Consider the following 25,344-nt stretch of genomic DNA (forward strand, 5'->3'; position numbering starts at 1 on the left):
TCCATGCTCAATGCCCTTTCCGTTGACGTAGAGGACTGGTTCCAGGTCGGCGCGTTCGAGCGCACGATCCGGCGCGAGGATTGGGCCGGATTGCCCCATCGGGTCGAAGCCAATACCGACGCAGTGCTGGCGCTGTTCGAGGAGGCTGGGGTCAAGGCGACCTTCTTCACGCTGGGCTGGGTGGCGGAACGCCATCCGGCGCTGATGCGGCGCATCGTGGATGCAGGGCATGAGGTGGCGAGCCATGGCTATGACCATAAGCGGGTGTTCACCTTCGACGGCGCGCAATTCCGGGCCGATCTCTGCCGCTCGCGCGCGATATTGGAGGATGCTTGCGGGCAGGCGGTAACCGGCTATCGCGCGCCCAGCTTCTCCATCGACCGGCGAGTCCCCTGGGCGCATGAGGTGCTGGCCGAGGAAGGCTATGCCTATAGCAGCAGCGTCGCTCCGATCCGCCACGATCATTATGGCTGGCCGGAAAGTCCGCGCTTTGCCTGGAAGCCTGTGATTGGTTCGCCTCTGATCGAACTGCCGGTGACGACGGCCAGATTGGCCGGCCGCAATCTGGCCGCCGGAGGAGGCGGGTTTTTCCGGCTGCTCCCCTATGGCTTTTCACGCTGGGCTATCCGGCAGGTCAACGGGCGGGACCGGCGGCCCGCGATCATCTATTTCCATCCGTGGGAGATCGATCCGGAGCAGCCCCGCGTAGAGGGCGCGCCGCTGCGCTCACGGGTACGGCATTACACTAATCTCTCGATAATGGCGGCCAAGCTGCGCCGCCTGACACGTGATTTTGCCTGGGGCCGCGTCGATGCGCTGGCGGCGCAGGAAGCGGAGCGGGCGGCATGATGGCCGGAGAGAGCATGGTCACATCGCTCGATCTGACCGATCCGGCGCAACGGTCTGCGGCGGACGCGTTCGTGATGGCGCATGCCGACGGCACCCCCTTTCACCGCCCGGCCTGGTTGACGGCCGTGGCGCGGGGTACGGGCAATCCGGCGCATATGCTGGCCGCGGTGGCGCCGTCGGGACAGATTGCCGGGCTGCTGCCGTTGCATCATGTGAAGAGCGCCCTGTTCGGGCAGGCTTTGGTGTCTTCGGGCTTTGCCGTCGATGGCGGAATTCTGGCCAGCGATCCGGCGGTCGTCGCCGCACTGGCGGCCGCCTGCGAGGGCATGGCGCGGGGTGGCGGCATAGACTCGGTGGAACTACGCGGCGGGCCGGTCCCAGGCGAGGGCTGGGCGCTGCACGAGGGCAGCCATCTCGGCTTTGCGCGGCCGATTGCGGAGGACGATGAGGCGGAATTGCTGGCCGTGCCCCGCAAGCATCGAGCGGAATTGCGCAAGGCGCTGGCGAACGATGCGCTGCGGATCGAAGTCGGGCGGAAGGTGCGACATCTGAAGGCGCATTATCGCGTCTATTCGGAAAGCGTCCGCAATCTCGGCACGCCGGTCTTTCCGGCGCGGCTGTTCCGCGAAGTGCTGGCGGCCTTTGGCGAGGATGCCGACATATTGGTCGTGCTGGAAGGCGATCGGCCGGTTTCGGCGGTGTTGACCCTCTATCATCAGGGTCGCGTGATGCCCTTCTGGGGCGGCGGCATCGCGGATGCGCGGCGGCTTCGGTCCAACGAACTCATGTATTACCGGTTGATGGGCCATGGGCGGGCGCGGGGCATGCGCATCTTCGACTTCGGGCGGTCCAAGGCGGGCAGTGGGCAGGCCGCGTGGAAGAAGAGTTTCGGCTTCGATCCGATGCCGCTTTCCTATCATAGCTGGTCAGCGACCGGCGAACGGCGCGACATCAATCCCAACAGCCCGCAATATCAGCGGCGGATCGACCTCTGGAAAAAGCTGCCCCTGCCGGTTGCGAACCTGATCGGACCTTTCATAGCGCGGGGGCTGGGGTGACGGGAGAGATACTCTTTCTCTGCCACCGCATCCCCTTTCCGCCGGACCGGGGGGACAAGATTCGATCCTATCATCTGCTGGAGCGGATGGCGCAGGTCGCGCCGGTGCATGTGGGCTGTTTCGCCGACGATGCGCGGGACATGGAATTCGCGCCGGACATGGCGAAGCTGACTGCCAGCCAGTGCCTGCTGATGCGGGACCGTTCGCGGGTGGTGGCGGGCTTGAAAGGTCTGGCAACGGGGCAGCCGCTGCTGGTGTCGCTGTTCGATCATCCGGACCTGCATCGCTGGGTCGCGAAGCTGCTGGAGGAACGGCCCATAAGGGCGGTTGCCGCCTATTCCGCGCAGATGGCGCATTTCGTTCCGCCGCTGCCCGATGGGGTGCGCTTCGTCATGGATTTCGTGGATTTCGATTCGGCCAAATATGCGGCCTATGGCGCGCAGGGTGCCGGGCCAATGGCGTGGATCAATCGGCGCGAGGGACGGGTTCTGCTCGACTTCGAACGGAAGGTGGCGGAGCGCGCCGACCTTTGCGCCTTCGTGAGCGAGGCGGAGGCGGCCTTGTTCCGGCAGGCGAGCGGATTGGGACCGGATCGCATCGTCGGTATCGATAATGGCGTGGCGCTGGATTATTTCGATCCCGCTTCTGATTTCCCGATGGTGGAGCGTCCGGACGGTCCTCTGCTCGTCTTCACCGGACAGATGGATTACCGCCCCAATGTCGAGGCGGTGGAGAGCTTCGCCCGCGAAACCCTGCCTGCGATCCGCGCCCGTTGTCCGGAGGCGCTTTTCGCCATTGTCGGCCGCAATCCGACGAAATCGGTCCAGGCGCTGGCCGGGCTTCCCGGCGTGATCGTGACCGGCGCCGTGCCCGACGTGCGCGGTTGGCTGGCGGCGGCGGATGTGGTCGTGGCGCCGCTGCGGATTGCGCGGGGTATCCAGAACAAGGTGCTGGAGGCCATGGCCATGGCGCGGCCCGTGGTCGCCTCTCCGCAAGCCGCCGAAGGGATCGACGCGCAGGATGAAGAGCATCTGCAGATCGCCGCCGACCCCGCGCAGGAGGCGGAGAAGATCATCGCCTTGCTGTCGGACAAGGATCGCGCCGGACGTCTCGGCCGGGCGGCGCGCGCGCGGATGGAGGAACGCTATCGCTGGTCCGCGACGTTGGCCGGTTTGCCGGAGATGCTGCTTGGATCGCCGCTCCCCGCCGATAGAGAGGCCGTATGATCGAGCGCATCCTGTCGATGAAGCCGGAGGGCGAACTGGTGGGCTGGCGCGGTCATCTGACGGCGCTTGGCATTATCGCCTTCACCATATTGGCGCTGTTTCATCGCGATGTGCTGGGCATGATGGCGATCTGGTGGAATGCCTCCACCTATGGCCACTGCCTGTTCATTCCAATCATCATCGCATGGCTGGTGCAGCAGCGTTTGCCGGGCCTGCGCAAGCTGGAACCGACCGCCTGGATGCCGGGGCTGCTCTGGCTGGGGCTGGGCGCCTTCGCCTGGATGCTGGGCGCGGCGGCGGGCGTGGCGGTGGTCCGCCATGGCGCGTTGATCCTGATGTTGCAGGGGTCGGTGATCGCATTGCTCGGCCCGGCGGTGGCACGGGCGCTGCTTTTTCCGCTTTTCTACGCCCTCTTCATGGTGCCGTTCGGGGAGGAGATCGTCGCGCCCCTGCAACTGGTGACGGCGCATATCAGCATGATTTTGCTCGATCTGACGGGCATTCCCGCGCAGATGCAGGGTATCTTCATCACCACGCCCAATGGCTATTTCGAGGTGGCGGAGGCTTGTTCCGGCGCGAAGTTCGTGATCGCCATGACCGCCTATGGCCTGTTGGTCTGCAATGTCTGCTTCACTCGTTGGAAACGGCGGATCGCCTTCATGACCGGGGCGCTTTCCCTCTCGATCCTGGCCAATGGGGTGCGGGCGTTCGCCACCATCTTCGTCGCGGAAATGACGACCATCGATGCGGCGGCGGGGTTCGACCATGTCGTCTATGGCTGGCTGTTCTTCGCCGTTATCATGATTGTGGTGATGGCCACCGCCTGGCCCTTTTTCGACCGCAAGCCGGGCGATCCCTGGTTCGATCCGGATCGTCTGCGGCAAAGAGGGGGATCGGCAACGGGGGCGGTGGCGGGCGGCGCCTTGGCGATCATCGTGGCGCCGCCGCTCTGGCTGGCGGCGAGCGCGGCGGCAGGCCCGGCTTTGCCCGCTGCCCCCGCGATGCCCGACGTGAAGGGGTGGGTGCGCAGCGACGAAAATCCGCTCCATCCATGGCGGCCGCGCTTCGACGGCGCCGACTATCTGAGCATGGCGCGCTATCGCAATGCGGCGGGGCAGGTCGTCGACCTTGCCGTCGCCACCTTCGACCGGCAGGATGAGGGGCGCGAACTGGTCGGCTTCGCGCAGGGGGCGGCCGACCCCGACGGCGACTGGACATGGGCGCAGCCGGCTCCAGCGCCATCCGACGGTCGGGGCGAACAGATCACCGGTCCGGGCCGCGTGGTCCGCCATGTGGTGAGCTTCTATATCGTTGGAACGGGGCGTCCGACCGGCAGCGGCCATCTGGTAAAGCTGGAGACGATGAAGGCAAGGTTGCTGCGCGGCGATCAGCGCGCCGCCGCTATCCTGGTCTCGGCAGAGGAAGGGGAAGGGCGTTCTTCTGATGCCGCGATTGCTGCCTTTCTCCATGATCTGGGCGATGTGAAGGATTTGGCTGACCGCAGCCTCCGAACCCGCTAAGAGCCTTCGCATGTGCGGAATTGCGGGCATCTTCCACCTTGAAACGGCCAAGCCCGTCGATCCGGCGCGGGTCGGGCTGATGCTGGACGCCATGCCGTGGCGCGGGCCTGACGACAGCGGCATCTGGACCGCGCCGGGCGTGGGATTGGGCCATCTGCGCCTGTCGATCATCGACCTCGGCAGCGGATCGCAGCCGATGCTGACCGAGGATGACAGCCTTGCCGTCGTCTTCAACGGCGAGATCTACAATTTCAGGGAGGTCCGTGCCGAACTGGAGGCGAAGGGCCATGTCTTCCGCACGGAAAGCGACACCGAAGTCATCCTGCACGGCTACCGCCAATGGGGCGAGGCCTGCGTCGAGAAATTCAACGGCATGTTCGCCTTCGCCCTGTTCGATGCGCGGGCGCAGGCGCTTTGGCTGGTGCGCGATCGCCTGGGGGTGAAGCCACTCCATTATGCGCTGCTGTCCGACGGCAGCCTGATCTTTGGATCGGAACTGAAGAGCCTGCTCGCCCATCCCTTGCTGCGCCGGGCGCCGGATCTGTCGGCGGTCGAGGATTATCTCGCTTACGGCTATGTGCCCGACGATGCTTGCATGGTGGCGGGCGTGCGCAAGCTGGGCGCGGGCGAGACCTTGCGCATCGTGCGCGGACGCCCGATGCCCCAGTCGCAGCGCTATTGGGACGTCAGCTTTGCCGACCGCAGCAGGGCGAAGCCGGAGGCGCTGGAGGAGGAACTGGTCGCGCTGATGCGGCAGGCGGTGCGGTCGCGTATGGTGGCTGACGTGCCGCTGGGGGCCTTCCTTTCCGGCGGCGTGGACAGCAGCAGCGTGGTCGCGCTGATGGCGGAGGCGTCGAAACAGGCGGTCAAGACCTGCACCATCGGCTTCGACGTCAAGTCGCTGGACGAAACCGCCTATGCCGACCGGATTGCGCGGCGTTTCGCTACGGATCACCGGATGCGGATCGTGTCGCCCGACGATTATGGGCTGATCGATACGCTCGCCCTGCATTTCGACGAACCTTTCGCCGACGCGTCCGCGCTGCCGACCTATCGGGTATGCGAACTGGCGCGGGAGCAGGTGACGGTGGCGCTGTCCGGCGATGGCGCGGATGAGGCTTTCGCGGGCTATAGACGGCACCGGTTCCAGATGCAGGGCGAGCGTTTGCGCGGACTGATACCGGCATCGGTGCGCCAGCCTCTGTTCGGCACTTTGGGCCGCTATTATCCCAAGGCGGACTGGGCGCCGCGGGCCTTGCGGGCCAAATCGACCTTCCTCGAACTGGCGGGGGAAGGCGGGGAAGCCTATGCCGCTTCGGTCGGGGCAACGCCTCACGCGCTGCGGCAAAGATTGTTCAGCCAGGATATGAAGACGCGGCTGGGCGCCTATAGGGCAGAGGATCGATATATCAAGGCGATGGCCGAGGCGCCTGCCCGCGACCCGCTGGACCGGGCGCAATATGCCGATCTTCGCATCTGGCTACCCGGCGATATCCTGACCAAAACCGACCGGATGAGCATGGCCGTCAGCCTGGAGGCGCGGGAACCGCTGCTCGATCACCGGCTGGTGGAATTCGCCGCCCGTCTGCCGGTCGCTCAGCGAATAAGGGGCAATAGCGGCAAATATCTGATGAAGAAGGCGATGGAGCCTTATCTGCCGCAGGACATCCTCTACCGGCCGAAAATGGGTTTCGTGACGCCGATCAGCGCCTGGTTCCGGGGACCGCTCGCCGGGGAGGCGACGGCGATCGCCGGGGGATCGGCTTTGGCGAAGACCGGCTGGTTCGACGCGAAGATGCTGGGCAAGGTTGCGGCGGATCATAAGGCCGGGCTGGCCGATCATGGACGGCTGTTGTGGCAGTTGCTGATGCTGGATAAGGCTTTGGGAAGGTTGTTCAGCCTTTGATTCTGGCACCATCGTGCTCCTGCCTCCGCAGGAACGCGATGTTCTGATGTCCCGTGGCATTCAAACCCTTGAAAGCAGTGGCGAGCAATGCCAACGGGATTTTCGAGCAAAGCAATTAAGGTCCATAGGTGACAGTCTCCAAGGAAATCGTGCGGGTGCGCCTGTACCTGCTGTGTCTGCTGGGGGACATGGCGGGGCTTTTCCTGTCCTTCCTGTTCGCCAACTGGCTGGTGCTGGGGGCCTTTTCGGGCGAGCCGGGCAAGCCGCACGGCCTGGTCATGTTCGCGATGATCGCGCCCCTCTACGTGCTGCTGGGGGTGCAGGGCGGCGCCTACGGCATCCATATGCTGGAGGATTTGCGGCGCGGCATCTTCCGGGGGCTGCTTGCCCTCGCGCAGGCGGCGATGCTGATGCTGCTGATCGTCTATCTGGGCAAGATCGCGGAGCAGCTTTCGCGTCTGACCTTCATCGTCGGGCTGGCCCTTTCGGCGGTCGGGGTGGCGATGGTGCGGCTGGCTATCGGCCGCCTGGGCGCGCGGCTGCTGGGCGAGGTGCCGCACCTGACCGTCGTCATCATGGACGGCGTGCCGATCGACGCCGGTCCGCATATGCATGTGATAGAGGCCGCCGCCGCCGGCCTGCATCCCAAGGGGCATGATGCCGACATGGCCGCCCGCCTGGCCGCCGCCGTCGGCATGGCGGAGCGGGTGATCGTCGCCTGTCCGATGGAGCGGATGGATGACTGGTCGGTAGCGCTGAAGTCGCTTTCAGCTCGCGGCGAGATAGTGGTGCCGGAACTGCTGCGCTTCGCCCCGGCGCGGGTGGACGAGTTTGACGGCCAGCCCACGATCATCGTGGCGGGCGGACCCTTCCAGTTTCGCGACCGGCTGATCAAGCGCTTCTTCGACATTATCGTGGCGACGGCGGCGACCATCGCCTTGTCGCCGGTTTTGATTGCGGCGGCCCTGGCGGTGAAGCTCACCAGCCCCGGCCCGGTTATCTTCCGCCAGCCGCGTATCGGCCGCGACGCCCGGCCGTTCAGCATCTACAAGTTCCGGTCCATGCGCGCCGAAGCCAGCGATCACAAGGCCGACAAGCTGACTGGACGCGACGATGATCGGGTGACGGCGGTGGGCCGCTTCCTGCGCAAGACCAGCATCGATGAACTGCCGCAGCTCTTCAATGTCCTGCGCGGCGACATGAGCATCGTCGGCCCGCGCCCCCATGCCGCCGCCGCCAAGGCCGGGGACAGCCTCTATTGGGAGGTGGACGACCGCTATTGGGAACGGCACTGCATCAAGCCGGGCATGACCGGGCTGGCGCAGGTGCGTGGCCATCGGGGGTCGACCGATCATCATCAAGATCTGATCGACCGGCTCCAGTCGGACCTGGAATATGTGACCAAATGGTCGATCTGGCGCGACCTGCGCATCATCGTGGCGACCATCGGCGTGCTGGTGCACCACAAGGCTTATTGATGGATGCGATCGATCTTGTCGCGGCGGCCGTGCTGCTGCTGTCGCTGGCGGCGGTGGGCTGGCCGTTCCTTTTCTATCCGTTGATCCTGCGGATGCTGCCCATCCGTCCGGAACATCCCATCCCCGGACCGCCGCCGACTGCGTCGCTGCTGTTCTGCGCCTATAATGAAGAGGCGGCGATGCCGGAAAAGCTGGCCAATCTGGCGATGTTGAAGACCCGTTATCCAGGGCTGGAAATCCTCGCCTTCGACGATGGCTCTTCCGACGAGACGGCGGCGCTTATCGCCGGGCAGGGCGATCTGGTGACGCTGCTGCGCGGACCGGGGCGAAGCGGCAAGGCGCATGGCATGAAGCTGCTCGCGGCCAAGGCGCGGGGCGACGTGCTGATCTTCACCGACGCCAATGTGATGCTGGACGCCGACGCCATCGACAATCTGTTGGCGCGCTATGCCGATCCGGAGATTGGCGGAGTATTGGGTTCGCTTCATTATATGGGCGACGGGGAAAGCGCGACCGCCTCGGTCGGTTCGCTTTACTGGCGGATCGAGGAAAGGCTTAAGGACGAAGAATCGCGCACCGGCAACGTGCTGGGGGCGGATGGATCGATCTTCTCGATCCGGCGGGCGCTTTATCCGGAATTTCCCGACAGCGTGCTCGACGACCTGACCGTTTCCATGGCGGTGGTCTTTGCAGGCAGGCGGTTGGTGAAGGCAAAGGATGTGATCGCCCGCGAGCGGCTGGTGGCGGCGCGGCGCGACGAATATCGGCGCAAGGTCCGCATCGCTGCCCGCGCCTGGCATACGCATGGCCATTTGCGGCCGCAGTTGCGGCGCATGGGGATCCTGGACCGCTTCAAATATGCCTCTCGCAAGATCGTCCGGTGGTTCGGCGGCATTTTCATCCTGACCGGAATCGTTGCGGCCGGGACGCTGGCGATGCGGATTTCGCCGACGCTCTATATGGTTGGCGGGCTGACCGGCGTTTTCGTCCTCTGGCGGGGCTTGCGTTCCAGGGGTGGACCGTTTGCGGCGTTGGTGGATATCGTGATCGCCTATTTCGCCACGCTCCAGGGGGTGTTGAAGGCGATGACCGGGCGCACCGTCACCATCTGGAATCCCGCCAAGTCGCGCTGATCCCTCTCGCCAAAGCGGTGGCATATTGTATAGGCGAGCGATCCTTTTGCGGAGCCAAGGCGTGATTACTTTCCAGCGGGTGGCGAAAGCCGCCGGCAAGCATCTGACCCGGACCATGCTGGCCGTGCGCAAGGCGTTGGGCGCGCGGGCCAGCCGGGGGTGTCCGGCCTGCGGGCAGGCGGTGGTCGGCTTCTTCCGCTATGGCGACAATGGCGAATGGGGTTGCCCGAACTGCGGCGCTTCCCCCCGTGAGCGATTGATGAACCATCTGATCGCAGGGGAAGTGTTGACCGTGCCAGCCGGGGGGGCCGTGCTGCACATGGCGCCCAATGAATCCAGTCTGGTGAAGCGCTTTTCCGCCGCCGCAGATTATACGCCCGCCGACCTCGATCCTGGCCGTTACCCTGTGCCGAACATGCGGCGCGTCGACCTGATGGCGCTGGACGCCAGCGAGCGTTACGACCTCTTCTACGCCAGCCATGTGATGGAACATGTGCCCGACGATCATGCCGTGCTGCGCAACATCCACCGCGCATTGAAGCCAGGCGGCGAGGCCTGGCTGATCGTGCCGCTTTGGGAGAAGCCGACCGAGGACGGCAGTTTCGACATCCCTCCCCGCGAGCGCGAACGGCGTTTCGGCCAATGGGATCATGTGCGTCAATATGGCCCGGATTTCGCCGACCGCATCCGCGCCGCTGGCTTTGAACTGGAGGAGATCGACGCCAGCGGCATCGATGCCGACACGCGGCATTATTATGCGCTGGACGACCGGCTGTTCCGCGCCCGCAAGCCGCAGGGAAGCGCAGCCCGGTGAGCGAACCGCTCGGCAGGGCGCTCGCCCGGATGGAGGCTTCGGCCCGCATCCTTGCCCTGATCAAGCTCGCTAATGTCGGGCTGACGCTGATCTGGGGCTTTGCCGTCACCTATGTGTTCGTGCGCGTCCTGCCGATCAGGGAATTTCAGTCCTTCCTCCTACTCGTGGCGTTCGGCAATTTCACCATTTCCGCCGAATTCGGCCTCACCAGCATCATCTATGCGCGGCTGCGGCGGCATTGGTTGGGGCATTTGGGGCTGGCCATGGGGCAGGACGATGAAGGCGGTTTTCGGCTGGAAGAGATGGGAATATTGTTCCTGTTCCTTGGCCTGCTGATCGCTGGCGGTTTCGCCATCCTGCTTGCGGCGCTCGCCCTGGGCGGCCTGCATACCGGCATGCCGTTGCTGTTCCTGCTGTTCTTCCTCTCCGCCTGCATCAACCTGCCCGCATTGCTTGCCAAGAGGGCGCTGGCGGCGGTGGATGGGAATTTCCTTTGGGAAGCGCTCGACTGCCTGCGCCGGGTGATGACGATCGCATTGCTGCTGTTCATCCTGCAGGGTCTCGACCCGCGCCTGTCGGTTGCCTTGCAGCTTTGCGTCAGTGTCGTCGTGATCGGCTATGCCATAGCGTTGGTGCATGGCCGCCTGGGCATGAAGGCGCGGCACTGGCTGTCCTTCCGGGTCGGCGGAGGGCATGTCCGGGCTCATTATCTGCGCGATATCGGGGCTTCAGCGGCATTCACCATTTCGGAGATACTGGCCTATAACGCCCCTTATTTTACCATCGTGGCGGTTACCCATGATGCGCGGCCGATGCTGGTCTTCGACTTTTTCTTCAAGATGTCGCGGTCGCTTTCGATGCTGGTGCGGGCGATGGTGGAGGCGGCCTTGCCCCGGATCACGAGGGCCTTTCACGCGGGTGACAGGGCGCGTTTGCGGCAGTTGATGGGGCGGGCGCTTGGGGTCGCGCTGTTCTTCGCAGTGGGCGCTTCGGCGGCCCTGCTCTTGCTGGGTGAATGGCTGTTCGCCAAGCTGTTCGACGGCCGCGCCGCAATTGACCGCATCGACCTGCTGCTGATCGACGGCGCGTTGCTGGCGCTCGCCGTGATTTGCGTATCGGTCTATGTGCAGGGCGCGCTGGGGCGATTCAGCCTGTTGCTGAAAAGGTCGCTGCCTTTCCTCGCCGGTTCGCTGCTGAGCGTGCCGTTGGCGCGGATGTTCGCGCCGGAGCGGTTCGATCAACTGTTCCTGGTCCTCTACACGCTGACCTTGTTCGCTGCCGCCGTCCTTCATGGCCTTTCGCTGCGCCGGTTGATGGGAAGCTGCATATGAAAGCGACCATGTGCGACCCCTCCCTGTTCACCGGGCGCTACGACGACAGCCTCTGCGCTGCGATGGCGGCCGAGGGGGTGGACGTTACTTTGCTTGCGCGGCCCATGAGGGTGACCGACGCCATCGTGCCGCAGGGCTATCATTATGATGCATGCTTTTTTCGCGGGAGCGAAGCGCTGCGGCCGCGGATCGGGGAGGGACGGGCCTCCCGTCTGCTCAAGGCGGCGGAATATGGGCTAAGCTGCGGCCTGGGCGACCTCAGCGCGCTTTCCGGCGCGGATGTGGCGCATATGCAGTGGCTCCCGCTCGCGCCCGCCGACCGCATCATGCTGCGGCGGCTGAAGGGCAGGACCGCGTTGGTCCACACGGTCCATAATGCCGATGCCTATCATTCCGATGCAAGGATGCAGGGCAGGGGCTATCGCGACCTGCTCGATCTGTTCGACGCGCTGATCGTCCATGGCGAAACGACGCAGGCGGCGCTGGAGCGACAGGGTGTCGACCCGGCGTGCATCCATGTGACGCCGCATCCGCCGATGCGCCTCGCGTCCGCCGGACCGGACGATCTGGCGCTGGTGCCGGACGCCGCCCTGCCGCGCCTCCTCTTTTTCGGCACGATCCGGCCCTATAAGGGCGTCGATCTGCTGGTGGAGGCCTGCCTGTCGCTCTGGCGGGCGGGACATCGCTTCGAACTGGCGCTCGCGGGCAAGCCATTCATGGACATCGCGCCGCTGCTCGACAGAGTGCGCAGCGCGGGTTTCGGCGAGCGGCTGATCGCCGATTTGGGCTTCCTCACCGAACAGCGGCTCGACGCGCATATGGCGAAGGCGGACATATTGCTCTTCCCCTATCGCCATATCGACAGCAGCGGTGCCTTCCTGTCGGCACTGCACCATGGCAAGGCGATGGTCACGTCCGACGCGGGCATGTTCGCGACCCTGCCGCCAGAGGTTGCCGTCAAGACGCCTGCGGGAAATGCGCCGGCGCTTGCGCAAGCCCTCTTGCCCCTCGTAGAAAGCGCCGCCATCAGGCAGGCTTTGGGAGCGCGCGCGCGCACCTATGGAGATTCAATGGGTAATTGGCAGGACATGGCTAGGGCCACCATCGCGATCTATCGGAGCGTGACGGGAGCATGAGCCGTTATGTTCGCGAACTGCGCGACCGGGCGCTGGCGGTGCGGCTGGCACTGGCGGGCCGCGTCCATCAATATCCCGAAATCCAGGCGCTGCGCCGGTTCCTGAGCGCCTTCGCCGTCGATTGCGTCTTCGATGTCGGCGCCAATCGCGGCCAATATGCAACGATGCTGCGCAAGGATGCGGGGTTCCGGGGCACGATCCTGTCCTTCGAACCCAATCCGCAGGTTTTCGCGGAACTGGAACGCCATGCGGCGTCCGACGGCAAATGGCATGCGTTCAACATGGCGCTGTCCGAATTCGACGGTACGGCCAGCTTCAACATCATGGCCGCCGACCAGTTCAGTTCCTTGAAGAAGCCGTCCGGAGAACAGGACGCGATCTTCGCCGACCGCAACAAGGTGACGCGCACTGTCGATATGCAGTGCCGCCGCCTTGAAAATCTGCTGCCCGAACTGAAGGCGGCGCATGACTTCGCCCGCCCGTTTCTGAAGATGGACACGCAGGGACATGATCTCTCCGTCTGCGAAGGCGCGGGCGCGGTGTTGAGCGAAATGGCCGGGGTCCAGACCGAACTCGGCGTCCGGCCAATCTATGAAGGCGGCACCGGCTATCGCGTGATGATCGACTGGCTGGCCGATCACGCCTTTGTTCCCTCTGCCTTCTTCGCCAACAACAAGGGGCATTTCCCGCTGCTGGTCGAAATGGACGGCATCTTCGTCAATCAGGCATATTTGCCGCAGGACCGTTGATGCAGGGCAGCCGGTCATCCGTCAGCGCCACTCGCCTGTTCCTTGCGGGTGCGATCGGGCTGACGCTCTGGCTGGGCGCGACTTTTCTTTGGCATGTGACCTATCGACAGGGCATCAGCCTGGCAGTCATCCTGTTCCTGGATCAGGATTTTCCGGCGCTGCTCGGTGCGTTGCTGTTGCTGGCGTTGGTCGCGCCCTTTGCCGAAGGGCTGGGATGGCGTCTGCCGCTGCCGAGGGCGCGGGTGACGGTGCCGCTGATCGTCCTGTTCGGCCTTGTCGCCTGGGCGGGTCATTATTGGCTGTTCCAGGATTATTCCATTTCCCGCGACGAGGAGGTGGCGCGCTTCGCCGCCGCCTATATGCGGGAAGGGTTTCTGGCGCGGCCCATCCCGATGGAATGGGAAGCCTATCGCCGGGCGATCATGCCGGAATTCTTCTCCCCATTCGGCGCGGCGGATTATTGGACGGCCGCCTATCTGCCGGTGAATAGCGCGATCCAGGCCCTGTTCTGGCGATTGGGCGATCCCAATCTGGCAGGGCCGGTACTGTTGATGGCCGGGCTGTTCGCGCTGTGGCGGGTGGCGCTGCATCTGTTCCCGGACCGGCCCGATGCGGTGTGGGTGACGATGCTGCTGGCGTTGTCCTCGGCGCAGCTTTGGGTCACGGCGATGACGCCCTATGCCATGACCGGGCATTTCGCGCTCAACATGGTGTGGCTGGCGCTGGTGCTGCGCGGGGGGCTTGTCGGGCATCTGAGCGCGGGCGTCGTTGCGCTGGCGGCGGCGGGGCTGCATCAGTGGCACTTCCCGCCGATCTTCATCGTGCCCTTCATCCTCTGGATGGTGCTTGGGCGGCGGTGGAAGGTCGCGATCTTCCACATATTGGTGCTGGCGGCCATCGTCATCGTCTGGGCCAAGCTATGGCCCGCCTTCCTGACTCACGTGCTGGGCCAGCCGACCGACATTCGACCCTCGGCAGGCGTGGCGGATAAGGTGGGCAGCCTGTTCGAACGGCTGGGCGACCGGTGGCAGCCTCTGGTGAATCTCAGCCGCTTTGCCGCCTGGAACAATATATTGATGGTGCCGCTGGCGACGTTGGGTGTGTTCGCGATGCAATGGCGCAAGGCGATCCGGGGGCAGGAAATCGCGCTGCCGCTCGCCCTTGGGTGTTTCGCGGGATGCGGCCTGGCTTTGGCGCAGGGCTATGGCTGGGGCTATCGCTATGCCCATGGCTTTATCGGACCGTTCTGCCTGCTGGCGGGGCTGGGTTGGGCGCGCTTCCGCAAGGGGGCGATGCGGCCGGTGTTTCTGGGGGTGGGGATCACCCTGCTCAGCAGCGCCTATCTTGTCTGGCGTACGCATGGTTTCGTCGCGCCCTATGCGGCGAGCCACCGGATGATCGACGCGTCGCAGGCCGATGTCGTGCTGGTGGACCCGCGTGGCGGGCTGTACGTGACCGATCTGGTGCGGGGACGCAATGGCGTGCCGGGAAAGCCGATGGTGATGAACCTGGGCATGCTGACGCTCGATCAGGTGGACAATCTCTGCAAAAATTATGTGGTGGAACTATTCGACCGCGCCGAGTTCCGGCCTTTGGGCGTGCCCTTGGCGCGCTGGAATCTGGGGCGCATGGATGCCCTGCGCGCGCATATGAAGGAAGAAGGCTGCGACAAGCCGGTCCAGCCGCCGTTGCCAGAGACCGAGGAAGAGGCGTTCAACGCGGCGGGGGATGTGCTTTAGCGTACCGTGCTCCTGCGCAGGCATGAGCCCAGTTCCGCCGTTGGTGACATGATCCAGCGTTTGGAGTGGGGGTTCCTGCCTGCGCAGGAACACGTAGCTTCTACTGCCCTTTCACATAAACCCGCTTGCCGCCGATCCACGTTTCCAGCACCTGGGTGGCACGGATATCGGTCGGGCTTGCGGATGAAATATCCCTGTCGATCAGCAGGAAATCCGCCCGCTGTCCCGGCACCAGACTGCCGAAGCGCTTTTCCGCAAAGCCTGCATAGGCCGCCTGTCGCGTGAATCCGTCCAGCGCCGCCGCAAAGCTGACCCGCTGTTCCGGCATCCATCCGCCTGCCGGTTGGCCAGAGGCATCCTCGCGGCTCATGGAGGCGGCGATTCCGGCGAAGGGATTGGGGCTTTCCACCGGCACGTCCGACCCGAAGGCCAGGGGCACGCTATTGTCCAGCATCGCCTTCCACGCATAGGCGCCCTTCAGACGAGCCTCGCCCAGCCGCGCCGTCGCCATGCGCCAGTCGGAGGTTTCATGAACCGGCTGCATCGATGCGACGATGCCAAATTGCCCGAAGCGCGGCAGTTCGGCGGGGTCGACGATCTGTGCATGCTCGATGCGCCAGCGCCGGTCGCCCTTGTAGGTTTCGCTCAATTCCTGAACGGCGTCCAATATCTCGCTATTGGCTGCGTCCCCTATGGCGTGGACCGCCACCTGGAAATTGTCCATCGCCGCCCGGCTCATGATGTTGCGAAGCTGGGTCGACGGGATCATCGGCAGTCCGCGCTGTCCCGGCGCGTCGGCATAGTCAGCCTTCAGCCAAGCCCCGCGCGATCCCAGCGCGCCGTCGAGGATCAGCTTGATCCCGCCCATGCGCAGATGATCGTCATATAGCCAGGGCGTCGGCTCCGGCCCCGCGATCAGCACCATATTGTCGAGGCCGAGCGCATAGGAGATGATGCGGATACGCAGCGCCCCCCGATCCGCCGACCGCCGGAACGCCTGCCAATCCTCCATGGCGGTGCCCATGTCCGCAATGCCGGTGATGCCCTGCCTGAGCAGCGCCTGCTGCGCCTTTTCCAGCGCGATGTCGCGATCCTTGGGGGCGGGCGGCGGGACGACCCGCGTCACCAATTCCATCGCCTTGTCGACGAACACGCCCGCAGCGTTGCCCGCCGCCATTTCGATGCGCCCGCCGACGGGGGCTTTGGTCGCGGCGGTAATGTTGGCAGCCTTGATGGCCAGCGAATTGGCCCAGCCCGCATGGCCGTCGACCCGTTCCAGCCAGACCGGCACGTCGCTGACCGCCGCGTCCAGTTCGGCGGCGGTCGGAAAGCGCCCAAGCCCCCATAGCTCCTGGTTCCACCCTGTTCCGATAATCCACTTGCGTCCCGGATTGGCGGCGGCGTAGGCCCTGATCTTTGCCTGCGCCTCAGCCAACGACTTCGTGCCCGACAGGTCCAGCGTGATCAGCGACAGCCCATATCCCATCACATGGCCATGGGCGTCGATCAGGCCGGGGATCAGTGTCTTGCCGCCCGCATCCAGCTTGAAGTCCAGCCTTTTCGCTTGAGCCGGCTCCGGTTCATTCTTCTTGCGCTTCTTGGGGCGCACATATTCCGGTTCCTGATAACGGTCGGGCAGCAGCTTTTCGACCTTGCCCTCGTCATCGATAGCCAGCGCCCTGAACCGCACAATCCGCCCGGCCGCGTCCAGCGCGATGCCGTTCACATTGTCGATCACGCCTGAAGCCAGCGCCGCGCCAGGCATGGCGAGCGCGGCAACCGCCGCCAGCAGAGCAGCCCTCATGCCCGCGTAATCCGCCGCACGATGGCGCTGGTGTCTTGCCGATGGCCGCCCATCGCTTGCACGTCGGCATAGAATTGATCGATCAGCGCCGTCACAGGCAGGGTCGCGCCATTGGCCCGCGCCTCCTCCAGCGCCAGCCCCAAATCCTTTCGCATCCAATCCACGGCGAAACCGAAATCGAAACTGTCCGCGGCCATCGTTTTCCAATAATTATCCATTTGCCAGCTTTGCGCCGCGCCGCCGGAGATCGCGTCAAAGGTCTTGTCCAGGTCCAGTTCCGCCGCCTGCGCGAACCGCAACGCTTCGGCAAGTCCCTGAACGATCCCCCCAATACAAATCTGGTTTACCATTTTGGCGGTCTGGCCCGCACCCGCCTTCCCGACATGAACGATGCGCGGCGCATAGGCCTGCATCACGATCCTGGCCGCCGCGACAGCCGGTTCGCTGCCTCCGCACATGACGGCCAGGCTGCCCTTTTCCGCGCCTGCCTGACCGCCCGTCACCGGTGCGTCGACGCAGTGCAGTCCGCGGCTTTCGCCTTCCACGAATAATTGCCGCGCAATCCGCGCCGACACTGTGGTGTGATCGATGAACAGCCCGCCCGGCTTCATGGAGCGGAATGCGCCGTCCCGGCCGAGCGTGATCTGGCTCAGATCGTCGTCGGTGCCGACGCAACTGATGACGATCTCTGCATCCTCGGCCGCCTTGGCCGGATTGATCGCGACCGCGCCGCCATAGGCCTCCGCCCAGCGCTTCGCCTTGCCGATGGAGCGGTTGTAGACGGTAAGGTCATGTCCCGCCTTCGCCAGATGCCCCGCAATCGGGCCGCCCATGACGCCCAGGCCGATAAAAGCGATTTTAGCCATATGCCTCGATCAGTTAGATGCGCGCCCGCCAGCCATAGGCAGAGTTTTCCGCGAGTGCCAGTTCCTTCCGCCGCAATTTTAAGGTAGGTGGCGCGCCATGAATACCCTGACCAAGATCGAGAGCGCCACGCCGCTGCCCATTTCCGTCGACGATATCCTCGCGGCGCGGGTGCGAATTTCGGGGTCCGTCGTGCATACGCCGACGCTGGTCAGTCAGACGCTGTCGACCATGTTCGGCTGCAAAGTCTATCTGAAGTTCGAAAATCTTCAGTTCACGGCCGCCTATAAGGAGCGGGGCGCGCTCAACCGCCTGCTGCAACTGGACGAGGAAGCGAAGAAGAAGGGCGTGATCGCCGCTTCGGCGGGCAACCATGCGCAGGGCCTCGCCTATCATGGCAAGCGTCTGGGCGTGCCCGTGACCATCGTCATGCCGACCACCACCCCGACCGTGAAGGTGACGCAGACGCAGGGACATGGCGCCACGGTCGTCCAATTTGGCGAGAAGTTCGACGATGCCTATGCCCATGCCCGCGAACTGGAGGTCCAACAGGGCCTTACCTTCGTCCATCCCTTCGATGAGCCGGACATCATGGCCGGGCAGGGCACGGTAGCGCTGGAGATGCTGGAGGACGCGCCGGAGATCGACACGCTGATCATCCCGATCGGCGGCGGCGGTCTGTTTTCGGGCATGGCGACGGCGGCCAAGGCGATGAAGCCGGACATCAAGATCTATGGCGTACAGGCGGAGCTTTATCCGTCGATGTACGACTATATCAAGGGCGCGGACCTGCCCTGCGACGGCGATACGCTGGCGGAGGGCATCGCCGTAAAGCAACCGGGCGAACTCACCCGCCGCTTCGTCGAGCGGCTGGCGGACGATGTGCTGCTGGTCAGCGAGCGTCACCTGGAGGAAGCGGTCAGCCTGCTGCTCCAGATCGAAAAGACGGTGGTGGAAGGGGCGGGGGCAGCCGGCCTTGCCGCGTTGCTGACCCACAGGGAAGAATTTGCCGGGCGCAGTGTCGGCCTGATCCTGACCGGCGGCAATATCGACACGCGGCTGCTGGCCAATGTGCTGCTGCGCGATCTGGCGCGTTCGGGCCGGTTGGCGCGGTTGCGCATCATCCTTCAGGATCGGCCCGGCGCTCTCTTCCATGTGGCGCGCATCTTCGACCAGGAAGCGGTTAATATCCTGGAGCTATCGCACCAGCGTATCTTTACCAATTTGCCGGCCAAGGGCCTCAGCCTCGACGTCGAGTGCGAGACGCGCGACGGCGCTCATCTGGAGCGCCTGATCGCCGCCCTGCGCGCAGTAGGATATGAGGTCGCGCCGATCGAAGTCGCTTAGGTCGAGCCAGGCTGGGTCGAAGACGGACATTGCCAAATCCTCCCCATCGGAAGATGGGGAGGGGGACCAGGTTGGTGGAGGGGAAATGGCACGACCTGCGCTTTTCCCCTCCACCACCGCTTTCAGCGGCGGTCCCCCTCCCCACGCTGCGCGTAGGGAGGATTTGGATAGGGCCGTTCCTGGCCATATCCCATCCATCCCATAAGCCCCGACCTCTTCTCTGCCGCTTAACCACTTTTCGTGGTAAATAATCTTTTCACAGCGGCCCATGGACGGCATAGTCGATTCATGAATCAGGGGTCGGGCAGCGCTGTGGGGGAGATGCGGTCGTGAGTGCGCCTTTCCGCTTTCCGCGTTTCTTCGTCACCAACCCCAGCCCCTGTCCCTATCTGCCGGGCAGGAGCGAGCGGAAGGTGTTCACCGAACTCAGCGGCGACAATGCTTCGGAACTGAACGACGCCCTTGGCCGCATCGGTTTCCGCCGCAGTCAGAATGTCGCCTATCGTCCAAGCTGCGCGGACTGTTCGGCGTGCGTTTCGGTTCGCGTCGTCGCGGGCGAGTTCGAACCCAATGCGACCCAGCGCAAATTGCTGCGCAAGAATGAAGATCTGGTCATCACCGCCTGCAAGCCTTGGTCGACGGAGGAGCAGTTCGCGCTGCTCCAGCGCTATCTGCGCGCCCGGCATCCCGGCGGCGGAATGACCGAAATGGACGAGATGGACTTTGCCGACATGGTCGAACAGACCCCGGTGGAAAGCCATGTCGTCGAATATCGCGAACCGGGCGAGGATGGCCGCCCCGGCAAGCTGATCGGCGCCTGCCTGACCGACCGGCAGGGCGACGGCCTGTCGATGATCTACAGCTTCTTCGATACGGAGCTGGAGCATCGCAAGGGCCTGGGCAATTTCATCATCATGGACCATATCCTGCGCGCCGCGAAGGCCGGGCTGCCCTATGTCTATCTCGGCTATTGGGTCGAGGGTTCGCAGCGCATGCAGTACAAGATCCGCTACCGCCCGCTGGAGCGGCTGAGCCGCAATGGCTGGACCCGTTTCGATCCGGATGAGCAGGCGCATGCCGTTCGGGAAGTGGAAAGCCGCGACGAGCCTGCGTTGCCGCGGGAATTGGCCGCGATCTTCCGCAAATAAAGCGGCCTGGGCGGCCGGGGTGCGCAGCCCGACCGCCGGGAATCCTTTCCACCGTTACGGACTTTTTACCGCTAGGGAGTTGGAAAGCTTATTTAACTTTTTCCATTACCACATCCTGATGAATTGCAGAATTGGCGGTGAACCAAGGCTGACGCATGGACCGTTTTGCTGATCGCAGATTTCAGGAACTGGGTACCGAACTGGCTCGGGACGGGCTGGATTGGGACAGTTTTCACTATCGCAATGAATTGCTCTTTTCGCCGGTATTCCAGCGCGTCTCGCCGCCGCTGATTCGCTGGATTGCGGATTCGCGCGGCCGCATCCTGTCGCGAGAGATCGCTTCGGATTTGTTCGCGCGTTATTTTTCCTCGGACATGACGGGAAATGGCTGGCGCGCCATGCTGGACCGTCGCGACCGAAAGGCGTTGGCCGAAGCGGCGCGGCAATCGTCCGGGTCGACCCCTGTTCCCGTCCGGATGCGCACCCTGTTGGGGGAGACGAGGTCGGGGATCGTGCGCATGACGCGGGTCCAGGAACCGGACGAGCAGCCGCTATGGTACGGAACGGTCGAGGATGTGGACGAGCGTTATGACCGGGACCGCCGGGCATTGGCCGACGCGCTGGCGGAAAGCAGGCAACATTATCGCTGGTCGGTGGAACTCAGTCCCCAGGTGCCCTGGACCGCGGCTCCCGATGGCGAGGTTGAGGAAATCGGTCCGCGCTGGCGGGATCTGACCGGCATCGACCCGGAAGAGGCGAAGGGCAGCGGGTGGATCGATTCGCTGCATCCCGACGATGTCGAACGTACGACGTCGATCTGGATGGAAAAGGTCCGTTCGGGCGATCCGGTGGATGTGGACTACCGGTTGCGGCTGGTCGACGGTAGCTATCGCTGGATGCGGTCGCGGGCATCGGCGCGGCGGGATGCGAAGGGACGCATCGTTCGCTGGTACGGCACGCTGGAGGATATTCACGCGCAGAAGCTGGCGCAGCGCGAGCTGGCGGACAGCGAGGAACGCTTCCGCCTCGCGGTGCAGTCGGCCCGCCTGGGCATCTGGGATTTCGACGCCGTCGCGGGCACGCGGACATGGTCGCAGGAATTCCGGTCGATGCTGGGCCTGTCGGATACCGAACCGGCGACCAGCGAACTGGCGCTGAAGCTGGTGCATCCGGAGGATCGACCCCGCCTGGCCGTCATGCTCGACGCGGTGGCGAGCGAGCGGATGCCGCCGCATTTCGAAGCGACCCTCAGAATATATAGGGCCGATACCGGCGCGCTGCGCTGGATCAAGAGCGTCGGCTGGAGAAGTTTTTCGGATTCGGGTCGGCCGCTGCGCGTCATCGTCACCTTCCAGGACGTGACCGAGGAAAGGGATAGCGAGGATCGCATCCGCTGGGCCGCGACGCACGATCCGATGACGCGCATGCCCAACCGGGCGCTGTGGCAGGCGACGTTGGAGGAAATGACCGAGCAGGCGCGCCGTCGCGGCGACAGTTTCGGCCTGATCCTGGTCGACATCGACGATCTGAAGCGGACCAACGATATGTTGGGCCATGATGCGGGCGATGCGTTGCTTTGCGGATTTGCCCAGCGGTTTGCCGCCTGCGCGCCCGCCGATGCCATGGTTGGGCGGCTGGGCGGCGACGAATTCGGCATGATCGCGCCCTCCCTGACCAGCGGCGCGGCGCTGACGGCATGGAGCGCCGAATTGCTGGGCGGCGTTCGCACGCCCTATGTTCATAATGGCCGCTCGCTCGATTGCGGCATCAGCATCGGCGGGGCCGTCTTCGGCGAACATGGGGACAATGCGGCCGAATTGCTGAAGGCGGCGGACCTGGCCCTTTATGCCTCCAAATCATCGGGACGAGGGCGGCTGACGCTGTTCCAGTCGCAATTGCGGGCCGAGGCGCAGCAGCGCAGTTCGATGATCCATATGGCGCGTCAGGCGATCGCCGACGATCTGGTGGTGCCCCATTATCAGCCCAAGGCCGATATGAAGACGGGCCGCATATTGGGCTATGAGGCTTTGCTCCGCTGGGAACATCCTCGCACCGGCGTGCATGCGCCCGACACCATCGCCGCTGCGTTCGACAATGCGGAAATCGCGGTCGAACTGACGGAAATCATGCTGGCGAAGGTCGTTCGCGACGTCGACCGGTGGCTGCGGTCCGGTTACGATCCAGGCCGCGTCGCCATCAACGCTTCGGCTGCCGACTTCATGCAGCATGACTTTGCCGACCATGTCCTCGCCCATCTGGCGCGCTACGCCGTCCCGCCGCAGCGGTTCGAAATCGAGGTGACGGAGACGGTGTTCCTGGGCCGCGGCGCCGAACAGGTGGAGCGGGCGCTGCATCGCCTTTCGGCGGCGGGAGTGCGGATCGCGCTGGACGATTTCGGCACCGGCTACGCTTCGCTCAGCCATTTGAAGCAATATCCGGTCGACGTGCTGAAGATCGACCGCAGTTTCATCAGCAATATCGAACGGGATGCCGGGGACGCTGTGATTGTCGACGCCATCGTCAACCTGGGCAACAGCCTGGGCATGGAGGTCGTGGCCGAAGGCGTGGAAACGGCGGGGCAGGCCGATCTTCTGATCGCGCGCGGCTGCATCATCGGCCAGGGCTATCTGATGGGGCGGCCCCGCCCCTGGGCGGCAGTGCGGTCGCAGGCCGCCTAACGCGCTTTGCGCCTTCGCGCGGGCGCCTCCGCTACATAGGTTCGGGTGGTCGTGACGGTGGGTTGGATCACGACGGTCGTGGTGGTCGTGCCGGGATAATAATAGCCGCCGGATATAACGCCTGGGGTTTGCGTCGTCGTGACCACGGGTTCCCCCGGACCGGTGGTGCGGACTATGGGGTGCGGCTCGGCGGCATAGGGCGGGGCGTCGAAATCGACGCCCGGACTGCCGCCGACCCGACCCTCGAAGCGGCCCTCATAATCGCCGCTATAGGTCTTGCCGTCCTTGTCGCGCCATGTGCCGCTCCAGCGGCCTTCATATCCCAGCGGCGGCGAGGGCGGGCCGTCCGGCGTGGTGACTTCGTCATCATAGCGAAGGCCGGGCTGGGCATCGCGGTCCCGGTCGTCCCAGTCGACGCCGCCGCGATAATCGCGCACGCGGCCGTCACGGTCGGTCATCACCGCATCGTCATAATAGCGCGACCAGCCATAGCCGCCGGCCGGAGCAGGCAGGCCGTAGGCGCCGTAATTGCGGATATGGTAAGTGGGGCTGATCCAGTAGCGGGGCAGCACATAACCTACGACCGGCCGTCGATAAGCGGCCCAACCGCCTGGGGCGGACCAGCCGGCATACCAGCGACCATTATACCGCGGACCCCAGCGATGGGCGGTCGTCCCCGGATTCTGGACCGGCCGGGCGGCACCGCCCTTGGCGGGGCCATGTGCGAGAGCGGGCGTGGCCAACCCCACCGTCAGGCTGATACCCGCCAGGATGACGCTCCGGATATGCATGCTCGAACCCCTGTTTCGGCTCATTTGTTAACGAGTTGTTTAGCATGATGGGCTGCGGCGATCCACGCGTTCGCGTTTCCCGCCCTGTCCCGAAACGGAGCAGGGCATGGCTCAGCCCAGCCGCGATGCGATCCGGCCGATCAGGGCCTCCAGCCCCACCTTGTCCGCGTTGTCGAAACGGGCGCGGACCGGGCTGTCGAGATCCAGCACCGCCACGATCCGGCCGCCTGCGACCACCGGCACGACGATCTCCGAAGCGCTCGCCGCGTCGCAGGCGATATGGCCGGGAAAGGCATGCACATCCTCGACCAATTGCGTCTCGCCGCTGGCCGCCGCCGCGCCGCAGACGCCCTTGCCCAGTGGAATGCGGATGCAGGCCGTCTTGCCCTGAAAGGGACCAAGGACCAGTTCGTCCCCCACCATCCGGTAAAAGCCTGCCCAATTGAGGTCCGGCAAAAATTGCCAGATCAGCGCCGAGACATTGGCCATATTGGCGATGGCATCGGACTCCCCCGCCGTCAGCGCGTCGGCGGCGGAGAGCAGGTCGTCATAGAGCGCGGCTTTGTCTGCGTCGGCCGGGGGAGCGAAATCGAACATGCCCGGCATATAGGAAATGCCCGCTCCATCGACCAGAGCTTCGGCTAATCCAGCCGAACCTTCCCCCGCCCGGCCTTGACCGAACTGCGCGCCTTCTTGGCGTCGACGCGCCGGGCCTTGGCGGCCTTGCCAGGCTTGGTCGCCTTGCGCGCCTTGGGCACGACGGTCGCCTCCCGGATCAATTCGACGAGCCGCGCCAACACTTCCTGCCGGTTCAATAGCTGAGACCGGGAGCCTTCGGACCGCAGGATCAGCACGCCTTCCGCCGTCATCCGCCGCCCGGCGATCATCGCCAGCCGATGCTTCACCGCTTCCGGCAGCGAAGGGCTGTTCGCGACGTCGAAGCGCAATTGCACGGCGCTGTCGGTGGTGTTGACATGCTGGCCCCCCGCGCCGGTCGAGCGGACGAAAGTTTCCGAAAGCTCGTCAGTGTCGATGGCGATCGACCGGGTGACGGGGATCAGCGCCAAGCCCTACAGCCCCGCCCGTTCCAGCAATTCCTGCCCAAAACCCGCCGCCGCGAAGGTTTCCGGCAGCGGAGCCGTCGCTTCCGCAGGCGCCTTCTCGCCACGCGGGATGCTGAGGAACCGGCTGTGCAGCAGCATCGGCCCGGCGCCGGAGCCATAGACGGGATCGCCGACGATGCCGAAGCCCAGTCCGTGCAGCGCATGGGTGCGAATCTGGTGGGTCCGCCCGGTGCGCGGAGTGAAGACGATCAGCGCGCGGCCATCCTTTTCCGCGATCTTGCGCCATTCGGTGATCGCCGCCTTGCCCGCCTTGGCCGGGATCATGCGCCAGCCCTGCGCCTGCGTGCTGATCTTCTTGAGAGCAAGTTCGATGACGCCGCTCTCCTCCGCCGGAACGCCGTCCACGACCGCGACATAGCGTTTGGCGACGGTCCCCGCTTCGAAGGCGGCGGAGAAGCGCTTATGCGCCTTGGGATTGCGGGCCAGAAGCAGGCAGCCGCTGGTGTCCCGGTCCAGCCTGTGCACCGGCAGCGGCCAGCGCTGGAAGCCGAAGGTCAGCGAGGAAAGATGGTTCTCGAGGGCCAGTGACCCGTCACGCGGCGCGTCGACCGGCAAGCCGGCGGGCTTGTCGAGGATGATGGCCTCGCCATCGATGAACAGGACCCGATCGTGAAGCAGGGACAAAGGCGTTTCCGTAAATGAAGGGAGG

21 protein-coding genes are annotated in these 25,344 nt (G+C 64.7%); 15 read left to right on the plus strand and 6 right to left on the minus strand.

Annotation, left to right across the window (positions count from 1 at the left end; all coding sequences use genetic code 11):
* Window positions 1–3 precede the first annotated feature (3 nt).
* The 12 genes from BV95_RS08410 (at window position 4) to BV95_RS08465 (ending at window position 14,939) form a co-directional block, all read left to right on the plus strand.
* Window positions 4–849, plus strand: a complete 846-nt coding sequence (locus BV95_RS08410; RefSeq protein WP_037450023.1) for an XrtA system polysaccharide deacetylase — start codon at window positions 4–6, stop codon at window positions 847–849.
* A complete protein-coding gene (locus tag BV95_RS08415) occupies window positions 846–1,907 on the plus strand; it encodes a FemAB family XrtA/PEP-CTERM system-associated protein (RefSeq protein ID WP_037450026.1) in 1,062 nt (353 codons plus the stop codon). The genes BV95_RS08410 and BV95_RS08415 overlap by 4 nt, the downstream gene beginning before the upstream one ends.
* Window positions 1,904–3,133 (plus strand): TIGR03087 family PEP-CTERM/XrtA system glycosyltransferase, encoded by a 1,230-nt coding sequence (locus BV95_RS08420; protein WP_037450028.1) that lies wholly within the window; start codon window positions 1,904–1,906, stop codon window positions 3,131–3,133. The genes BV95_RS08415 and BV95_RS08420 overlap by 4 nt, the downstream gene beginning before the upstream one ends.
* On the plus strand, window positions 3,130–4,653 hold the full coding sequence (gene xrtA / locus BV95_RS08425; RefSeq protein WP_037450030.1) for an exosortase A: 1,524 nt from the start codon (window positions 3,130–3,132) through the stop codon (window positions 4,651–4,653). Before BV95_RS08420 ends, xrtA begins: the two co-directional genes overlap by 4 nt.
* Before the next feature lie 10 nt (window positions 4,654–4,663).
* Window positions 4,664–6,559 (plus strand): XrtA/PEP-CTERM system amidotransferase, encoded by a 1,896-nt coding sequence (locus BV95_RS08430; RefSeq protein WP_037450032.1) that lies wholly within the window; start codon window positions 4,664–4,666, stop codon window positions 6,557–6,559.
* 188 nt (window positions 6,560–6,747) lie between these two features.
* Entirely contained in the window at window positions 6,748–8,037 is a 1,290-nt protein-coding gene (locus BV95_RS08435; protein ID WP_234703126.1) for an exopolysaccharide biosynthesis polyprenyl glycosylphosphotransferase, read from the plus strand.
* Complete coding sequence (locus BV95_RS08440) at window positions 8,037–9,170, plus strand: glycosyltransferase (RefSeq protein ID WP_037450037.1); 1,134 nt, start codon at window positions 8,037–8,039, stop codon at window positions 9,168–9,170. Before BV95_RS08435 ends, BV95_RS08440 begins: the two co-directional genes overlap by 1 nt.
* Window positions 9,171–9,231: 61 nt before the next feature.
* Window positions 9,232–9,984, plus strand: a complete 753-nt coding sequence (locus BV95_RS08445; RefSeq protein WP_037450131.1) for a class I SAM-dependent methyltransferase — start codon at window positions 9,232–9,234, stop codon at window positions 9,982–9,984.
* A gap of 29 nt (window positions 9,985–10,013) precedes the next feature.
* Entirely contained in the window at window positions 10,014–11,315 is a 1,302-nt protein-coding gene (locus BV95_RS08450) for an MATE family efflux transporter (protein WP_037450134.1), read from the plus strand.
* Window positions 11,312–12,451: a glycosyltransferase family 4 protein gene (locus tag BV95_RS08455; protein WP_037450040.1), complete on the plus strand. Its 1,140-nt coding sequence runs from the start codon at window positions 11,312–11,314 to the stop codon at window positions 12,449–12,451. Before BV95_RS08450 ends, BV95_RS08455 begins: the two co-directional genes overlap by 4 nt.
* The gene (locus BV95_RS08460; protein WP_037450043.1) at window positions 12,448–13,200 is read left to right on the plus strand and encodes an FkbM family methyltransferase; all 753 of its coding nucleotides are present in this window, start codon (window positions 12,448–12,450) and stop codon (window positions 13,198–13,200) included. Before BV95_RS08455 ends, BV95_RS08460 begins: the two co-directional genes overlap by 4 nt.
* Window positions 13,200–14,939, plus strand: a complete 1,740-nt coding sequence (locus tag BV95_RS08465) for a hypothetical protein (protein ID WP_037450045.1) — start codon at window positions 13,200–13,202, stop codon at window positions 14,937–14,939. Before BV95_RS08460 ends, BV95_RS08465 begins: the two co-directional genes overlap by 1 nt.
* Before the next feature lie 100 nt (window positions 14,940–15,039).
* Here BV95_RS08465 and BV95_RS08470 read toward each other — a convergent pair whose 3' ends face one another.
* Complete coding sequence (locus BV95_RS08470) at window positions 15,040–16,743, minus strand: amidohydrolase (RefSeq protein WP_174544480.1); 1,704 nt, start codon at window positions 16,741–16,743, stop codon at window positions 15,040–15,042.
* Window positions 16,740–17,609 (minus strand): NAD(P)-dependent oxidoreductase, encoded by an 870-nt coding sequence (locus BV95_RS08475; RefSeq protein WP_013847171.1) that lies wholly within the window; start codon window positions 17,607–17,609, stop codon window positions 16,740–16,742. Before BV95_RS08475 ends, BV95_RS08470 begins: the two co-directional genes overlap by 4 nt.
* A gap of 97 nt (window positions 17,610–17,706) precedes the next feature.
* Between BV95_RS08475 and BV95_RS08480 the strand changes: the two genes are divergently transcribed.
* The 3 genes from BV95_RS08480 (at window position 17,707) to BV95_RS08490 (ending at window position 22,780) form a co-directional block, all read left to right on the plus strand.
* Complete coding sequence (locus tag BV95_RS08480; RefSeq protein ID WP_037450049.1) at window positions 17,707–18,954, plus strand: threonine ammonia-lyase; 1,248 nt, start codon at window positions 17,707–17,709, stop codon at window positions 18,952–18,954.
* Window positions 18,955–19,283: 329 nt separating this feature from the next.
* Window positions 19,284–20,102, plus strand: a complete 819-nt coding sequence (locus BV95_RS08485; RefSeq protein WP_037450051.1) for an arginyltransferase — start codon at window positions 19,284–19,286, stop codon at window positions 20,100–20,102.
* Between the two features lie 155 nt (window positions 20,103–20,257).
* Window positions 20,258–22,780 carry a sensor domain-containing protein gene (locus BV95_RS08490; protein ID WP_037450054.1) on the plus strand — a complete coding sequence of 841 codons (2,523 nt, stop codon included), beginning with the start codon at window positions 20,258–20,260 and terminating at the stop codon, window positions 22,778–22,780.
* Here the strand turns inward: BV95_RS08490 and BV95_RS08495 are convergent.
* From BV95_RS08495 to BV95_RS08510, 4 genes are all read right to left on the minus strand, one after another.
* Window positions 22,777–23,571 (minus strand): RcnB family protein, encoded by a 795-nt coding sequence (locus BV95_RS08495; RefSeq protein ID WP_037450057.1) that lies wholly within the window; start codon window positions 23,569–23,571, stop codon window positions 22,777–22,779. The two genes, BV95_RS08490 and BV95_RS08495, sit on opposite strands and share 4 nt — an antisense overlap.
* A gap of 111 nt (window positions 23,572–23,682) precedes the next feature.
* On the minus strand, window positions 23,683–24,168 hold the full coding sequence (locus tag BV95_RS08500; RefSeq protein ID WP_037450140.1) for a GAF domain-containing protein: 486 nt from the start codon (window positions 24,166–24,168) through the stop codon (window positions 23,683–23,685).
* Window positions 24,169–24,212: 44 nt separating this feature from the next.
* Entirely contained in the window at window positions 24,213–24,638 is a 426-nt protein-coding gene (arfB, locus tag BV95_RS08505) for an alternative ribosome rescue aminoacyl-tRNA hydrolase ArfB (RefSeq protein WP_013847165.1), read from the minus strand.
* A 3-nt stretch (window positions 24,639–24,641) separates the two neighbouring features.
* Complete coding sequence (locus BV95_RS08510) at window positions 24,642–25,319, minus strand: RluA family pseudouridine synthase (RefSeq protein WP_037450060.1); 678 nt, start codon at window positions 25,317–25,319, stop codon at window positions 24,642–24,644.
* Window positions 25,320–25,344: the final 25 nt, after the last annotated feature.

This window comes from Sphingobium chlorophenolicum, assembly GCF_000722875.1.
GTDB classification, from domain to species: Bacteria; Pseudomonadota; Alphaproteobacteria; order Sphingomonadales; family Sphingomonadaceae; genus Sphingobium; species Sphingobium chlorophenolicum.

What these genes read in the sequence shown, in the direction of transcription:
- BV95_RS08410 (WP_037450023.1), top strand. Translation starts at nt 4, where the DNA reads ATGCTCAATGCCCTTTCCGTTGACGTAGAGGACTGGTTCCAGGTCGGC.
- BV95_RS08415 (WP_037450026.1), top strand. Translation starts at nt 846, where the DNA reads ATGATGGCCGGAGAGAGCATGGTCACATCGCTCGATCTGACCGATCCG.
- xrtA (WP_037450030.1), top strand. Translation starts at nt 3,130, where the DNA reads ATGATCGAGCGCATCCTGTCGATGAAGCCGGAGGGCGAACTGGTGGGC.
- BV95_RS08430 (WP_037450032.1), top strand. Translation starts at nt 4,664, where the DNA reads ATGTGCGGAATTGCGGGCATCTTCCACCTTGAAACGGCCAAGCCCGTC.
- BV95_RS08435 (WP_234703126.1), top strand. Translation starts at nt 6,748, where the DNA reads ATGGCGGGGCTTTTCCTGTCCTTCCTGTTCGCCAACTGGCTGGTGCTG.
- BV95_RS08440 (WP_037450037.1), top strand. Translation starts at nt 8,037, where the DNA reads ATGGATGCGATCGATCTTGTCGCGGCGGCCGTGCTGCTGCTGTCGCTG.
- BV95_RS08450 (WP_037450134.1), top strand. Translation starts at nt 10,014, where the DNA reads ATGGAGGCTTCGGCCCGCATCCTTGCCCTGATCAAGCTCGCTAATGTC.
- BV95_RS08455 (WP_037450040.1), top strand. Translation starts at nt 11,312, where the DNA reads ATGAAAGCGACCATGTGCGACCCCTCCCTGTTCACCGGGCGCTACGAC.
- BV95_RS08460 (WP_037450043.1), top strand. Translation starts at nt 12,448, where the DNA reads ATGAGCCGTTATGTTCGCGAACTGCGCGACCGGGCGCTGGCGGTGCGG.
- BV95_RS08465 (WP_037450045.1), top strand. Translation starts at nt 13,200, where the DNA reads ATGCAGGGCAGCCGGTCATCCGTCAGCGCCACTCGCCTGTTCCTTGCG.
- BV95_RS08470 (WP_174544480.1), bottom strand. Translation starts at nt 16,743, where the DNA reads ATGAGGGCTGCTCTGCTGGCGGCGGTTGCCGCGCTCGCCATGCCTGGC.
- BV95_RS08475 (WP_013847171.1), bottom strand. Translation starts at nt 17,609, where the DNA reads ATGGCTAAAATCGCTTTTATCGGCCTGGGCGTCATGGGCGGCCCGATT.
- BV95_RS08480 (WP_037450049.1), top strand. Translation starts at nt 17,707, where the DNA reads ATGAATACCCTGACCAAGATCGAGAGCGCCACGCCGCTGCCCATTTCC.
- BV95_RS08490 (WP_037450054.1), top strand. Translation starts at nt 20,258, where the DNA reads ATGGACCGTTTTGCTGATCGCAGATTTCAGGAACTGGGTACCGAACTG.
- BV95_RS08495 (WP_037450057.1), bottom strand. Translation starts at nt 23,571, where the DNA reads ATGCATATCCGGAGCGTCATCCTGGCGGGTATCAGCCTGACGGTGGGG.
- BV95_RS08500 (WP_037450140.1), bottom strand. Translation starts at nt 24,168, where the DNA reads ATGTTCGATTTCGCTCCCCCGGCCGACGCAGACAAAGCCGCGCTCTAT.